Here is a 15,118-nt window from a genome sequence, read left to right on the forward strand (position 1 = left end):
CTTAATCGGGTAGGTGGCAGCGAACCAGCTCTTGCCCGCGACCCACCGAGGCGCCGGAGCTGATCCGCAGGCTGTCCGGCGATGTGAGGTTGAGGATGATCTCGCGGGGACCTTCATTGCCCTCAGCGTAACACGATGCTTGTGCGGTGGCCGTTCCGTTCGTGAGCGTCGGGCTTGCCATGTTGCACACGCTGTCGGCTTGCCGGATCGTGGTGGGGGTGATCACGGCGAAATCTGCGGCGCCATTCTGATCGATTTGGGCGCATGCGGCTGGGGTTTGTGCCCAAGCGCCGACATAATCAGGCACCGTGCCGGCCGGGCGCGGTGAGGCCGCTGCACGCGTGTCGGTGTTCAGCCGGTCGAGTGGCGGGAGGGTAGCTTCCGGGTTGCTCGGGGGCGCGACCGGAGTGCCGCGCGCATCGCGGATGCGTTGCTCCAGATCGTCCGCTGCTGCACTCAGATCGCGCGCGGCCTGTTCGGCCGTATCCGCCAGGCGATCCCGCAACTGGGCAGCGAGCTGACCGGCGCGATCCACGAGGGGGCCGGAATTGTCGATTGCTTCCTGGGCACGCTGACGCAAGCGGATTGCTTCTTCGCGCGCCGCATCGCCGGCCAGGTCGGTGGCGTCCTTCAGACTGTCCCATGCCCGCTGCAGGCGGCTCGGTTCAGTTGGTTCGGCTGGTTGCGCTTGCGCAAGCAGGAGCTTTGCGTCGGTAGGCTGGGCCAGGGAAGGGCCGGCAAGAACCAGCAGGGCGGTGGCGGTGATGAGTGCGATCGTTTTCATGGGAAGGGATGTGGCGCCGCCGGCGTGGAGATCAAGCCCGTCTGCCATGCTGTTACACGCATTGGAGCAAGAGGTGAGGTGCCATTGGAGGTTCCACGACAATCGGCATGCCGGCCCGCACGTCGCCGCCTTGAACAACGGTGGCCATTACACCGCATAAGCGCACGAGATTGCCATCCGCGTCGCGGTCCAGAACAGCTCTCATCAGACCCCCGGCTGAAATCCGTCGATCTGGGCGCAGGGGTTACGCAGCCCGGTGAGTTCGACGCTCGCTTCATCGCCGAAGAAAAGGCGGGTACCCGTGGGCAGCGCGAGGAGATCGATGCCTTGCGTGGTTATATTCTCGCCCAGATCGCCCGCAGCGACCGTGAAGCCACGGTTGCTGAGAAGCGCAAAAAGCTCCGCATGGATCAGATGGACCTGCCGCAGGTTCGGCTGGCTGGGATCACGCGCGACCCGCGACCGATGCTTCACGGTGACGCCTTCATGAGCGTCACCGGCTACGCCGAGGCCGGCCCGGAGAGAAATCACATCCTGGACGGTCTTGCTGAAGCCATGTTTCGCCGACGAGCAGACCGCAACGACTGCCGCCACGCCTAGTAAACCACCACCGATCGGATGCTCTCGCCCGCATGCATCAGGTCGAAGCCCTTGTTGATGTCCTCGAGCTTCAGCGTGTGGGTGATCATCGGGTCGATCTCGATCTTGCCTTCCATGTACCAGTCGACGATCTTCGGCACGTCGGTGCGGCCGCGCGCGCCGCCGAAGGCAGTGCCTTTCCAGGTCCGGCCGGTCACGAGCTGGAACGGACGCGTCGAGATTTCCTGGCCAGCTCCCGCGACGCCGATGATGATCGACTCGCCCCAGCCGCGATGGGCCGATTCCAGCGCCTGGCGCATCACCTTGACGTTTCCGGTGCAGTCGAAGGTGTAATCCGCGCCGCCGATCTGGTCGGCGCCGCGCTTGGTCATGTTGACGAGGTGAGGGACGATGTCGCCATCGACTTCCTTCGGATTGACGAAATGCGTCATGCCGAAGCGTTCACCCCATTCCTTCTTGTCGTTGTTGAGGTCGACACCGATGATCATGTCGGCACCGGCAAGCCGCAGGCCCTGGATGACATTCAAGCCGATGCCGCCAAGACCGAACACGACCGCGGTGGATCCGATCTCCACCTTCGCGGTGTTGATCACCGCGCCGATGCCCGTGGTGACGCCGCAGCCGATGTAGCAAATCTTGTCGAAGGGGGCGTCCGGGTTGACCTTGGCCAATGCAATTTCCGGCAGAACCGTGTGGTTCGCGAAGGTCGAGCAGCCCATGTAATGGAAGATCTTGTCCTTGCCGATCGAAAAGCGCGACGTGCCATCCGGCATCACGCCTTGGCCCTGGGTGGCGCGGATGGCGGTGCAAAGATTGGTTTTGCGCGACAGGCAGGAGGGGCACTGGCGGCATTCCGGCGTGTAAAGCGGAATGACGTGGTCGCCCTTCTTCAGCGAAGTGACGCCTGGTCCGACATCCACCACAACCCCCGCACCTTCATGGCCGAGGATCGCGGGGAAAATTCCCTCCGGGTCAGCGCCGGAAAGCGTGAATTCATCCGTGTGGCAGATGCCGGTCGCCTTGACCTCGACCAGCACCTCGCCCGCACGGGGGCCTTCCAGGTCGACTTCCATGATCTCCAGCGGCTTACCTGCGGCAACAGCAACGGCGGCACGGGTCTTCATGGGCGTATCTCCTGGAGGTGAGCTTCAGGGCGACAGGTCTCAGGTTTCGCGTTGTGGATCAAGTCCAAGCTGAAGCCGACAGTCGGTGAACAAGCACGCAATCGGCTGCATCACTCGGCGAAGCGGAGATTGCCCCGCCGAGCGCTGCCTTCGATCCGTCGTCAGCCGCGCATCTTCTCGCCGGCCGGATCAAACGGTGGCTCGACATTGATCCGCGCCGTGCAGCGCTTTCCAAGGATCTCGATCTCGAACAAGCCGCTTCTTTCGTCCTCGGCAAGAGCCGCCGGCACATAGCCTTGCGCCATCGACTTGCCGACATAGTGGGCGAAACCACCCGAAGTGACCCAGCCCACCACGCGCCAGTCGCCGTCGCGGATACCAAGAACGGCCGATGCATCGCCGTCCGTCTCCGATGAAGGAGATCGGTTCCCTGCGGGGATCACCGCGCCGCTCGCATCGAAGCGAGGCGCACCGTAACCGTGCGGCTTTTCAACCGTTCCATGATCCGTGTCGCCGACCTTGGCCCAGATCGGTTCGTCGCCCATCACGTCGGCATCAAGCGCATCCACGATCATGGACACGCGGCGGAGCTTGGGACCCTCAGCGTGTTCCTTCGCCGCGGCTTCGCGCCCGATGAAATCGTTCTTCTCCAGCTTGATGAAGCGATCCATGCCGCCTTCATAGGGGCCGTAGATCGGCCGCAGTTCGCGGAACCAGGTGGGAAAGTTCTTTTCCAGCCGCATGGAAAGAAGCGCGCGCATCCCGAAGTCGGCGATGCCGAACTCTTCGCCCGCGTCCTTGATCGCGGCATAAACCAGCCGCTCGTAAGCCGGCTGCATCCAGATCTCGTAGCCGAGATCGCCGGTGTAGGAGATGCGGTTGACCATGCATGGCGCCCCACCAACGGCCATTTCGCGGAAGTCCATGAAGCGGAACGCTTTCGTACTGACATCGACATCCGTCAGCTTCGCCAGCAGCGCCTGGCTCTTCGGTCCGGCAATGGCCAGACCCACCAGCGTCTGGTCGAAGCGGTGGATCCGCACCGACCCATCCTTGGGCAGATGCTTCTCGAACCAGCGCATGTGGTATTTTTGCGCAGCCGACGAGCCCCAGATCATGAAGCGGTCGTCACCCGACTTGGGCCCCATATTGGCGATCGTGAAATCGCCGATCAGCTTGCCGAACTCGTTCAGCATGGGCGTGAGCACGATGCGCCCAGCCTTGGGCATGCGGTTGGTCATCAACTGATCGAGGAAGGCGCGCGCGCCTGGACCACTCACCTCATACTTCGCGAAGTTGGCGATCTCCGTGACGCCGACGCTCTCGCGTGTTGCACGAACCTCGTTGCCGATGTGCTCGAAATCATTGGAACGACGGTAGGATACGATGTCCTTCGGTTCCGTACCCTTCGGGGCAAACCAGAGCGGCGTTTCCAAGCCCCAGCTGTCGCCCATAACGGCATTCTGCCCGACCATCGTGTCGTAAAGCGGCGTGGTCTGTGCAGGGCGCGCAGCCGGCAGTTCCTCGTTCGGGAAGCGGATCGAAAAACGGCGGGAATAATTTTCGCGGACCTTTGCGTTGGTGTAGCGCAGCGTCGCCCATTCGCCGAAGCGGGCGACATCCATGCCCCAAACGTCGAAGCCGGGATCGCCGTTCACCATCCAGTTCGACAAAGCAAGGCCGACGCCGCCGCCCTGGCTGAAGCCCGCCATCACCGCGCAAGCGCACCAGAAGTTGGTCAGGCCCTGCACCGGTCCAACCAGCGGATTGCCGTCCGGCGCGAAGGTGAAGGGGCCGTTGATGATCTGCTTGATGCCAGCCTTTTCGATACCCGGAAAATGGCGGAAGCCGACTTCAAGCGACGGCGCGATGCGGTCGATGTCAGGCTGGAGCAGCTCGTGGCCGAAGTCCCACGGCGTATTGACCGGCGACCAGGGTTTGCAAGCTTTCTCGTAAGTGCCGAGCAGGACGCCGTTGCGCTCCTGGCGCGTATAGATCTCGCCCTTGAAGTCCATCACACCGATCATTTCGCGGCCGGTGGACTTGTTGAACTCCATGACCTCCGGAATGTCCTCGGTCAGGAGATACATGTGCTCCATGGCAAGCAGCGGCAGTTCCACGCCCACCATACGGCCGACTTCGCGCGCCCAAAGACCACCGCAGTTCACGACATGCTCGCACCGCACGGTGCCGTTGACCGTCACCACGTTCCAGGTGCCGTCGGCGTCCTGTGTGAGCTCCGTCACCGGGTTGCGCAGCACGATTTCCGCGCCGAGCTTCTGCGCCGCCTTGGCATAGGCATGGGTGGTGCCGGAGGGGTCGAGATGGCCTTCGACCGGGTCCCACATGGCACCGACGAAGTTCTTCTCATCCATCAGCGGAAACATCGCCTTCACTTCTGACGGCGTGATCAGCTCGGTGTCCATGCCGAGATAGCGGCCCTTTGCGTGGGCGAGGCGCAGGAAATCCATGCGCTCGGGACTGTCCGCCACCATCGCGCCGCCGGTAAGATGCAGGCCGCAAGACTGGCCGGAAATCTCTTCCAGCTCCTTGTAAAGCTGCACCGTATAAGCCTGGAGCTTGGCGACGTTGGGATCGCCGTTCAGTGTATGGAAGCCGCCGGCTGCGTGCCACGACGAGCCGGAGGTCAACTCCGAGCGCTCGATCAGCATGACGTCGGTCCAGCCGGCACGGGCGAGGTGGTAAAGAACCGAGCAGCCAACGACGCCGCCGCCGATCACAACCGCTTTAACATGGGATTTCATGGTTTTAGGTCCGAGTTCCGCGAGAAAGTCAGGAAGGAGAATGTCTTAGAAATCAGTCGGCGCGCCGCCTTCGGCGCGACGCTTTTCCACGAAGGCATCAAGCTCCTCGCGGATTGCCGCATCCATCGGCGGCTGTTCATAGGCGGCGAGTCGTTCCTTGAACACGCGGTTCGCCTTTTCAACGGCCGTTGGGCTGCCGGCTTCCGTCCAGCTTTCGAAGTTGCGCCAATCGGAAAGAACCGGCGAGTAGAAGGCGTTCTTGTAGCGGGACTGGGTGTGCGGCGTTCCGAAGAAGTGGCCGCCCGGTCCGACATCGCGGATGGCATCCACGGCCAACGCGTCTTCGGTCAGGTCGAGCGGCGTCAGGAACTCCGCCACCATCTGCAGCAGGTCGACGTCCAGGATCACCTTTTCAAAGGACGCGCGTAGACCGCCTTCGAGCCAGCCTGCGGCATGCATCATGAAGTTGCCGCCGCCGTTGATCGCCCCCCAAAGTGAGAACACGCTTTCATAAGCTGACTGCGCGTCCATCGCGTTGGCGGCGCAGGTGTTGGACGTGCGGTAGGGGATGTTGTAGCGCCGCGCCAGCTGCCCGCCAACGATCTGCGCCTTCATGTATTCCGGCGTTCCGAACGCCGGGGCACCGGACTTCATGTCGACATTGGAGGTGAAGCCGCCATAAGCGACGGGCGCACCCTTTTTCACCATCTGGGCAAAGGCGAGACCAGCCAGCGCCTCCGCATTCTGCTGCACAAGAGCGCCCCCGATCGTGACCGGGGCCATCGCACCGGACAGCGTGAACGGGGTGACCACCACGACCTGTCCGGCCGACGCCATCTGGATGATGCCCTCCATCATCGGGATGTCGAGCTTCAAGGGTGAGTTGGTGTTGATGATCGTGAACACCGACGGTTCGCGCTCGAGCTGCTCGCGGCTGATGCCGCGGGCAATCCGCGTCAGTTCGATGCCATCGACATTGCGCTCCTTGCCGAGCGAATAGATGTGAAAAACCTTATTGGTCATCGTCGCGAGGTCGCGGATGCATTCCAGGTGGCGAACCGACGGATGAATGTCGATCGGCTCCACTGGGTAACCACCCGTGCAATGCAGAATGTTGTGCATCTGCGCCAGCCGCAGGAAGTTGCGGTAGTCTTCCTGGTTGCCGGGCCGTCTTCCCCGATCATTGTCCGAGCAGTTGGGAGCTGAGGCCACCATCGCAAAGACGACATTGTTGCCGCCGAAGGTGATGTTGTGCGCGGGATTGCGCGCATGGAGCGTGAACTCTGAAGGGGCGTGGCTGACCAGCTCGAGGATCATGTCAGCGTCGAAACGGACTCGATCGGAGCCGGCTGAGACGTCGGCGCCGTGCTCCTTCATGATCTGCTTGGCGCCTTCGTGTAGGACGTCAACACCGATCTCCTTGAGCACGCGGAGCGAGGCAAGGTGGATCGATTCCAGCTCGTCATCGGAAACCAGACGGGTCGGGGCCAGCGGGTTCTTCAGCTGACGAAACGGCGGTTGCTCGAAGGCCGCGGCACCTCCGACGCGCTTGCCAGCTCGGCCGCCACGGCGTGCACGATCAGAAGATTGAGGTGCTTCACCCGGCAAAACAACGTCATTCATTGATTGGTCCCGATAGTCCCCACGATAGCCGCATATTGGCGATGAGCTCCTGTCTCTCCTGACAGCGCGACGACCAAAAGCGAGAGCAAAGCGACATGGTGGGAGGAGAGAACCGAGCGTTGGCACAACAACCGATCCTGAGCGTTAGGGCGAGGAACGGGAGGTTTGTCATGGATCGGGCGATAGTGGAGGCAGGCTCAACTTCCGCTGAAAGGCGCAACCGTCCGGCAGAACTTCGGATCGGGACCTCGGGCTGGCATTACGGCGACTGGTGGGGGCCGTTCTATCCCGAAAAGCTGCGCAAGAAGGATGCGCTTTCCTTCTACGTCACACGCTTCGATGCCGCCGAACTGAACGCGCCCTTTTACCGAACGCCGACGTTGGAAGCCGTGCGAAACTGGGCGGAGTCCACGCCGGACGATTTCCGCTTTGCCTGGAAGGCGTCGCGCTTCATCACGCATTTTCGCCGCCTCCTTGTGAACGAGGAGTCGATGGCGCTGCTGAAGTCGCGGCTTGACCAGCTCGGCTACAAGCTTGGGCCGGTGCTGTTTCAATTGCCGCCGCAGATGAAGGTGGACCGCGAGCGCCTGGCGAACTTCATCAGCCGGCTGCCTCCGGGAATCCGCGCTTGCTTCGAGTTCCGCCACGACAGCTGGTATGACCCTTCCGTCCTTTCCCTGCTTTCCGATCATGATGCGGCACTCTGCTTGTCCGACCATGCGGCTGCGCCGGCGCCGCGCGAAGCCACTGCGAGTTGGGTTTATGTGCGCAATCATGGTCCGAGTGGGCGCTATTACGGCAACTATACGCCGGAGGCGCTGGACAGCTGGGCGCAGGACATGCGCCGTTGGCGCGACGAAGGCCGCGACGTCTGGTGCTTCTTCGACAACGACGTGAAAAGCGCGGCGCCTGCAGACGCCGCCCAGCTCAAGCAGATGCTGGACCAAGCGACATGAAGGTTCAGCCGATAGTGCCACGCGCAGGGGCGTGATAGCGGCAGCAATGGTCGATCAGCCGCTGCCCCTACCTGCCAATCCGTGGCCCGCCCTCGGCGGCGTGACGAGCGCGCTGGCTATGTTCGGCGTGGCGCAAGGCTTGAGCTACCCGCTTTTTGCGCTTCTGATGCAGCGGCAGGGGATGTCGCCGGCCGAAATCGGCCTGTCCGCCGCAATGATGCCGTTGGGCCTGACGCTTTGCTCGCCTTTCGTGCCAACCCTCGTGCGCTGGTTCGGGGCGCGCGGCCTCGGCGTCGGGTGCGCGCTGCTTGCAGCCGCATGCTTCCTGGCTATTGCCCTCCTGCAGAACTGGATCGCCTGGTACCCGCTGCGCTTCCTTGTCGGCCTCCTGATCAACCCGCTTTATGTGTTGGGTGAGGTTTGGGCACTGACCCTCGCGCCGCCCGGGCAACGCGGGCGCGTCATGGGCATCTTCAACTCGGTCATGGGCCTCGGCTACGCCATTGGGCCTATGACCCTGACCGTTGTCGGGGTGGAGGGGCTTGCGCCCTTCAGCGTGGCGATCGCCGGCTTTCTCTGCTGTGGCCTGATCTTGTTTATGGTAACGCGAGGCTTGGGCGGCTTCGAAGACAATGATGACCCGAGCGCCAGCGTCACACGCTTCGCGCGCGTCGCGCCTGCGCTGTTGCTGGCCGTTGGCGTTGCCGCGGCCGTCGGCCAGAGCAGCTATGCGCTGTTGCCGCTCTATGGTGCGGCGCAGGGCCTGGCGGACACTGCAGCCGCGGCGCTCCTGACTGCCTTTTCCTTCGGCAACATCCTTCTGCAGATCCCGCTCGGCTTTGCGGCCGAACGCTTTGGCGCGCGCTTCATGATCCTGTTTTGCGCCGCCACCACTTTGGTGGGGACCTTGCTGCTTCCCGTTCTGTTCGAAACGGTTTTCCTGTGGCCGTTGCTCGTCGTAATGGGCGGGATCGGCTACGGCATCTACACGATGTCCACGGTGGAGATGGGAAACCGCTTCCACGGCCAGATGCTGGTTGCCGGCAATGCGGCCTTCGCGCTGCTGTGGGGTGCGGGCGGCATCGTCGGCCCGCCGATTTCCGGCGGCGTCATGCAGATCGTTGGACCGGGTGGATATCTCGGCGCTGTGGTGAGCTTTTGCCTGATCCTCATCGTCTTCATGGGCTACCGCACGTGGCACCGCACAAGACAGGCAGCCCCTCCCGCTTGAAGTGCCGCGCCAGAGCGGCTTAGATGGCGGCATGCTGATGGCCAGCGCCGCACCACTTTCCTTGCTTTTTGCCGTGACGCCGTCACGGCGGACCCGACATGTGGAATTGCTGCGGCTTTGCGCCCGTATTGGATATTCACCCCCGCTTCACTCGTGACGAGCTCTCCGGACACACCGGATCGTTTCAATCTCACGAGGCAAAGCATGACTTACCAGAACTTCTCGCTCGAGCAGCTGCAGGCGATCGACTCGGCGCACCATCTTCATCCCTTCACCGACCATAAGGATCTGCGAGGCGCAGGCGCGCGCATGATCACCCGTGCCGAAGGTCCGTTCATCTACGATCTCGAAGGCAACCAGATCCTCGACGGAATGGCGGGGTTGTGGTGCGTCAACATCGGTTACGGCCGCGAAGAGCTCGCCAAGGCGGCTTATGAGCAGATGAAGGAGCTGCCTTACTACAACTCCTTCTTCCGCTGTTCGTCGCCCACCCCGGTGCTGCTGGCCCAGAAGATTGCCGAGCTTGCGCCGAAGGGGCTGAGCCAGGTGTTCTACGGCTCGTCGGGTTCAGAAGCCAACGATACAGCGCTGCGGCTGGTTCGCCAGTTCTGGGCGCTTGAAGGCAAGCCGGAAAAGAACCGCATCATTTCACGCAGGTCGGCTTACCACGGGTCGACCATTGCCGGCACGTCGCTTGGCGGGATGGCCGGGATGCACGGGCAGCTCCATGGAGCCGTACCCAACATCGTCCATGTGATGCCGCCTTACGCGTTCGAGGAAGCCAAGCCGGGAGAAAGCGATGACGCCTTTGGTCTTCGTGCGGCGAAGGCGGTGGAGGACGCGATCCTAGAGGCGGGTGTCGATAACGTTGCCGCCTTCATAGGCGAGCCGGTGATGGGGGCGGGCGGCGTGAAGATCCCGCCCGCAACGTACTGGCCGGAAATCGAGCGCATCTGCCGCAAGTATGATGTGCTCCTGATGCTCGACGAGGTAATCACCGGTTACGGTCGCACCGGCAACTGGTTTGCGGCTGAAACCTATGGCATCACGCCAGACACCATCACTACGGCGAAGGCGCTGACATCCGGCTATCAGCCTCTTTCCGCGCTTCTGGTGGGCGATCGAGTGGCCGACACGATGGTGCAAAAGGGCGGCGAGTTCTACCACGGCTATACCTATTCCGGTCACCCCGTGGCCTGCGCCGTGGCGCTGGCCAACCTCAACATCATCGAAAAGGAAGGGCTCGTCGAGCGGGTTCGCGAGGACACCGGTCCGTATCTCAACAAGGCGCTCGCCGAAGCCGTAGGTGATCACCCGCTGGTGGGCGAAACGCGCAGCATCGGCATGATGGCCGCGATCGAAATCGTGAAAGACAGGAACACGCGCGAGCGCTTTCCGGGCGATGGCAGCGCGGCCGTGCTGATCCGCGACCACGCGATAGCCAACGGCCTGATGATGCGGGCGACGGGCGACACGATGATCCTTTCGCCGCCGCTGATCTGGACGCGCGAAACGATCGACACGGCTTGCGAACGCATCAAGAGCGCGCTCGACGCTGCCGCAAAAACCCTCATCTGAGATCAGGGGCTGCCGGCGGTAAACCGGCAGCCCCCTCCTTTTTCTGGGATACGAAAACCATGTCGAACCCGTCGATCATGCCGCCCATCGAGATTGAAGACGCCTCGCCGGAGGTGCGCGCAATCTATGAGGACATCATGCAAACGCGCGGCACCGATTGGATCAACAATTTCTGGAAAGTGCTGGCGCACGATCCGGCCTTGTTGAAGCGAACCTGGGACACGCTGCGGGCAACGATGGCGCCCGGCGCGCTCGATCCGCTGGTCAAGGAGATGATCTATATCGCGGTGTCCGCCACCAATGGCTGCGAATACTGCACGTATTCGCACACTGCCTCCGCCCGCGCGAAGGGGATGAGCGACACCCAGTTCATGGAACTGCTGGCGGTGGTCGGCATGGCCAACGAGACCAACCGGCTGGTGAATGGTCTGCGACCTGCCGTCGATGAACCCTTCAAGCGACAAGCTGGCTGAGACGTCGAAGGCCTCGATGCAAAAACCGCGCTCGCATCACTGCGATCGCGGCTTTGCCAGTAGAAACGCTTGGCCTTCGCGCACTCGATACACCGCGAAGATTACGGCCCCGGTACGCAGTACCTGATCCGGAGCAAGGTGTCGGTTCGTTTCGCCCCGCCACACGCAATCTATGCCACGAACATCCTTACCGGCCGGTTATCGAGAGCTTAAGCAAACCTGAATATGGCGTTTTTCGCTGCTTTTCCGAAGATCAAGTCTGGGTCTTTGTTTCGCTGCCGCGCAGGAAGTTGATGATGCCGGAGAAATCTTGGCCACCTTCGCCCAGCGCGTTGAACAAGCCGTAGATCTGCGCCGCTTCTGCACCGAGCGGGGTCTGCGCGCCGGCCGAAAGCGCAGCTTCCTGGGCAAGCTTCAGGTCCTTCAGCATAAGGGCCGCGGCGAAGCCTGGCTTGTAGCCGTTGTTTGCAGGGGAGGTCGGCACCGGACCGGGCACGGGGCAATAGGTGTTGATCGACCAGCACTGCCCGGATGACGTCGAGGCAACATCAAACAGCGCTTGGTGCGACAGGCCGAGCTTTTCTCCAAGCACGAAAGCTTCGGCAACGCCGATCATCGAAATGCCAAGGATCATGTTGTTGCAGATCTTCGCGGCCTGGCCAGCGCCGGCCTCACCGCAATGCACGATGCGCTTGCCCATCTTCTCCAGGAACGGCTGCGCCTTGGCAAAAGCATCCTGCGTGCCGCCGCACATGAAGGTCAGCGTACCCGCTGTCGCGCCGCCCGTGCCGCCCGAGACCGGGGCGTCAACGAAATGCATGCGCTTTTCCGCGGCGATCGCGCTGGCTTTGCGCGCCGAGTCGACATCGATGGTAGAGGAATCGATGAAGAGCGTGCCCGGCTTGGCCCTTGGTACGATGTCGCCAAAAACGGAAATGACATGCTTGCCGGCCGGCAGCATCGTCACCACCACATCAGCATCGCTCACCGCCGATGCAGCATCGGACGCAACGGAGATCCCGTTTGCTTCGGCTGTTTTCAGATTGTCGGCCATCAGGTCGAAGCCGACAACCCTGTGGCCGCCTCTAACGAGGTTCGCGGCCATGGGGTTGCCCATGTTGCCGAGGCCGATGAATGCGATGGTGGTCATGTGTATCCCTCCGGAAAAGCGAATAGGTGGTGAGTCGGCGATCGGTGAACAGGCGGAGAGAAAGCTTTCGGTGTTGCCTACTCGCCCGCTCGCTTGCTCACCTATTCGCGTGCACTCACCGCCCGATCATGTGGCGCGCAATAATGACGCGCATGATCTCGTTCGTGCCTTCCAGGATCTGGTGCACACGAAGGTCACGCACGAGTTTTTCGACGCCGTAGTCGTGAAGATAGCCGTAGCCGCCGTGTATCTGCAGGGCGTCGTTGACGATTTCGTAGCCCGTGTCGGTCACCAAGCGCTTGGCCATTGCCGACCACTTGCCGGCATCATGCGCCTTGCGGTCGAGTTTGGACGCCGCCGTGTACAAGAACATGCGCGCGGCCTGAAGCGTCGTTTCCATGTCGGCAAGCTTGAACTGGAGGGATTGAAAACGGTCGATGGTTTGGCCGAACGCCTTGCGTTCGCCGGCATAGGTCAGAGCCTTGTCCAGCGCGAGCTGTGCGCCGCCAAGCGAACAGGCCGCGATGTTAAGGCGTCCGCCATCCAGTCCAGCCATGGCAATGCGGAAACCGGCCCCTTCGCCGGACAGGACGTTCTCAGCCGGGACTTCGCAATCGCTGAAGATCACCTGACGGGTGGGCTGCATCTTCCAGCCCATCTTCTGTTCCTCGGGGCCAAAGGAGAGGCCGGGCGTCCCTTTCTCGATCACGAAGGTGGAAACGCCCTTCGGGCCGTCTTCGCCCGTGCGCGCCATCACCACGTAAAGCTCGTTCTCGCCGGCACCGGAAATGAACTGCTTCGTGCCGTTGAGGATGTAGGTGTCGCCATTGCCGCTGGAACGCACCGCCTTTGTGCGCAGGGCGGCAGCGTCGGAGCCCGCACCCGGCTCGGTCAGCGCATAGCTTGCGAGCCACTCCATGGACGCAAGCTTGGGCAAAAAGCGCTGGCGCTGGTCCTCGTCGCCGAAGCGGTCGATCATCCAGGCAGCCATGTTGTGGATGGAGATAAAAGACGAGAAGGCGGGGCAGGCGGCGGCCAGCGCCTCGAAAATCAGAACTGCGTCCAGGCGGGTGAGAGCCGAACCCCCGACGTCGTCGTTGACATAGATGGCACCCAAGCCGAGCCCCGCAGTTTCGCGGATCACATCGCTTGGAAAGAAACCCTTCTGGTCCCATTCAAGCGCATGCGGCGCGACCTTGTCGGCAGCAAAGGCGCGAACCATGTCCTGGATTGCAACCTGGTCTGCGTTCAGTTCGAACTGGCTGGAAGTGGTGTCGACGACTGCATCCATGGCGTTTTCCCGACATCTTTTCTTGAAACAAGCAGCGATCTTACGGGAAGCTGGTTGCCGTTCCAACCTGCGCCCGCGCACAGGGCATGTGCAGGGATCAAGCAGGAAAACAAACGTTTGACCGTCCAGTTCGCCGAGCTTCTCGATAGCTTTCTTTCGCACCTGATTTCAAGGCGCGATCCGCTGGTGCAGCGCTTTCTCGGGGGTCTCTCAGGGGCCATGCGATCCCGTCTGCTGCCAACCCGCCGCTTGCCCTGCGAGCGCCACCTCGCACCCGCCTTGGCTTATGCCGATGGTCCCACCCTGCCGCTGCTCCGGCAGTTCGTGCAGGACGGGCCGGCGCTCAACTGGGGCCAGACCTACAGCGCAACTGACCTCGGTCGCGACTTCCTCGACAACTACGGCTGGGTAGAACTGTTCGGCACGCGCGGCCATTTCGAAAACGACCTGGTTGCAGGCGGCTTTCTGGTGCTCGGGCCCAACACGCTTTACCCGGATCATCATCACTTGGCGGAAGAACTCTATGTGCCGCTCACCGGCGGAACGGAGTGGCACAAGGGAGATGCGGAGTTCAAGGAGCAGGCGGCAGGCGCGCTGATCCACCATGCTTCGGACGTGAACCATGCCATGCGAACCGCGGATGCACCGCTCGTTGCAATCTATCTCTGGCGAGGCGGTCCGCTTGCGGCAAAGTCGACGCTCAGCTGAACCAGCCGACGAAATAAACGTGCAGCGGATTCCGCTCATCGGCAAGGAGGCGGATCGCCAGCGCCGTGCAGGTCAGAACCAGAAGCGGACGGATGAGCTTGGCGCCGACTCGGATCGCCAGCGCAGCGCCGACTCGCGCACCGAGGAATTGCGCCACGCCCATGACAAGTCCGACCTTCCAGGCGATCACGCCAACAAGCATGAAGGCTAGAAAGCCGCCGACGTTGGACGCGAAGTTCAGGAGCTTGGTGTGGGCTGTTGCTTTCAGCATGCCGTAGCCAGCAAGCGTCACGAAGGCCAGCATGAAGAAGGAGCCGGTTCCGGGGCCAAACACGCCGTCGTAAAACCCGATCAACGGAACAACGGTCAGCCCGAACGGGAATGGCGGCACGCGCTGGGCGCGATCAAGATCATCCAGGTTCGGCTTGAGCAGGAAGTAAAGCGCGATCGTTACCAGGAGGAAAGGCAGGACGATCTGCAGCCACTCACCGGGGAGCATCGTTGCCAGCAGCGCGCCAAGCGCGCCGCCCACACCCGCAAGCGCGGCAAAAGGCAGCTGCCGGCGAAGGTCGACATGACCCTTCTGCGCATACGCAAGGGTTGCGGACCCTGAACCGAACAGGCCTTGAAGCTTGTTTGTGCCGAGCGCTTCCACCGGGGCGAAACCGACCAGAAGCAAAGCCGGAACGGTGATGAGACCGCCGCCGCCGGCTATCGAATCGACCATGCCGGCGAAAAAGGCCGCGATGGCGAGGATGGCAAGGAGCTGCAGCGTGATCTCGGGCATGATGGCTGCGTCCCTAGAGCAGAGAGCGCCCACAAGCCAGTGCTGACG

The 15,118-nt window shown here is 62.3% G+C and carries 12 protein-coding genes and 1 pseudogene; 5 read left to right on the forward strand and 8 right to left on the reverse strand.

Annotation, left to right across the window (positions count from 1 at the left end; translation table 11 throughout):
- Nucleotide 1: 1 nt before the first annotated feature.
- From J5Y06_RS13515 to J5Y06_RS13535, 5 genes and pseudogenes are all read right to left on the reverse strand, one after another.
- Nucleotides 2–832 carry a hypothetical protein gene (locus tag J5Y06_RS13515; RefSeq protein ID WP_209335709.1) on the reverse strand — a complete coding sequence of 277 codons (831 nt, stop codon included), beginning with the start codon at nt 830–832 and terminating at the stop codon, nt 2–4.
- A 4-nt stretch (nt 833–836) separates the two neighbouring features.
- Nucleotides 837–1,378: pseudogene (locus J5Y06_RS13520) on the reverse strand (MOSC domain-containing protein).
- 2 nt (nt 1,379–1,380) lie between these two features.
- Entirely contained in the window at nt 1,381–2,508 is a 1,128-nt protein-coding gene (locus J5Y06_RS13525; RefSeq protein ID WP_209335710.1) for an S-(hydroxymethyl)glutathione dehydrogenase/class III alcohol dehydrogenase, read from the reverse strand.
- Nucleotides 2,509–2,669: 161 nt separating this feature from the next.
- Entirely contained in the window at nt 2,670–5,273 is a 2,604-nt protein-coding gene (locus J5Y06_RS13530; RefSeq protein WP_209335711.1) for a GcvT family protein, read from the reverse strand.
- Nucleotides 5,274–5,318: 45 nt separating this feature from the next.
- A complete protein-coding gene (locus J5Y06_RS13535; RefSeq protein WP_209335712.1) occupies nt 5,319–6,896 on the reverse strand; it encodes a trimethylamine methyltransferase family protein in 1,578 nt (525 codons plus the stop codon).
- 170 nt (nt 6,897–7,066) lie between these two features.
- On the opposite strand from J5Y06_RS13535, the gene J5Y06_RS13540 reads away from it, so the two are divergent.
- The 4 genes from J5Y06_RS13540 to J5Y06_RS13555 all read left to right on the forward strand — a co-directional run bounded on the left by J5Y06_RS13540 (nt 7,067) and on the right by J5Y06_RS13555 (nt 11,134).
- On the forward strand, nt 7,067–7,852 hold the full coding sequence (locus J5Y06_RS13540) for a DUF72 domain-containing protein (RefSeq protein ID WP_209335713.1): 786 nt from the start codon (nt 7,067–7,069) through the stop codon (nt 7,850–7,852).
- A gap of 46 nt (nt 7,853–7,898) precedes the next feature.
- Nucleotides 7,899–9,083, forward strand: coding sequence for an MFS transporter (locus J5Y06_RS13545; protein ID WP_209335714.1), 1,185 nt, complete (start codon nt 7,899–7,901; stop codon nt 9,081–9,083).
- A 204-nt stretch (nt 9,084–9,287) separates the two neighbouring features.
- Nucleotides 9,288–10,661 carry an aspartate aminotransferase family protein gene (locus J5Y06_RS13550; protein WP_209335715.1) on the forward strand — a complete coding sequence of 458 codons (1,374 nt, stop codon included), beginning with the start codon at nt 9,288–9,290 and terminating at the stop codon, nt 10,659–10,661.
- 59 nt (nt 10,662–10,720) lie between these two features.
- Entirely contained in the window at nt 10,721–11,134 is a 414-nt protein-coding gene (locus tag J5Y06_RS13555) for a carboxymuconolactone decarboxylase family protein (protein ID WP_209335716.1), read from the forward strand.
- Nucleotides 11,135–11,387: 253 nt separating this feature from the next.
- Here the strand turns inward: J5Y06_RS13555 and mmsB are convergent, their stop codons facing one another.
- Nucleotides 11,388–12,284, reverse strand: a complete 897-nt coding sequence (gene mmsB / locus J5Y06_RS13560) for a 3-hydroxyisobutyrate dehydrogenase (RefSeq protein WP_209335717.1) — start codon at nt 12,282–12,284, stop codon at nt 11,388–11,390.
- A gap of 115 nt (nt 12,285–12,399) precedes the next feature.
- A complete protein-coding gene (locus J5Y06_RS13565; RefSeq protein WP_209335718.1) occupies nt 12,400–13,575 on the reverse strand; it encodes an acyl-CoA dehydrogenase family protein in 1,176 nt (391 codons plus the stop codon).
- Nucleotides 13,576–13,692: 117 nt separating this feature from the next.
- Between J5Y06_RS13565 and J5Y06_RS13570 the strand changes: the two genes are divergently transcribed.
- Nucleotides 13,693–14,283: a dimethylsulfonioproprionate lyase family protein gene (locus J5Y06_RS13570; RefSeq protein WP_245247843.1), complete on the forward strand. Its 591-nt coding sequence runs from the start codon at nt 13,693–13,695 to the stop codon at nt 14,281–14,283.
- Here the strand turns inward: J5Y06_RS13570 and J5Y06_RS13575 are convergent.
- The gene (locus J5Y06_RS13575) at nt 14,276–15,070 is read right to left on the reverse strand and encodes a TSUP family transporter (protein WP_209335720.1); all 795 of its coding nucleotides are present in this window, start codon (nt 15,068–15,070) and stop codon (nt 14,276–14,278) included. The two genes, J5Y06_RS13570 and J5Y06_RS13575, sit on opposite strands and share 8 nt — an antisense overlap.
- Between the last annotated feature and the right edge of the window lie 48 nt (nt 15,071–15,118).

Source organism: Tianweitania sediminis (genome assembly GCF_017813335.1).
Classification (GTDB): domain Bacteria; phylum Pseudomonadota; class Alphaproteobacteria; order Rhizobiales; family Rhizobiaceae; genus Tianweitania; species Tianweitania sediminis.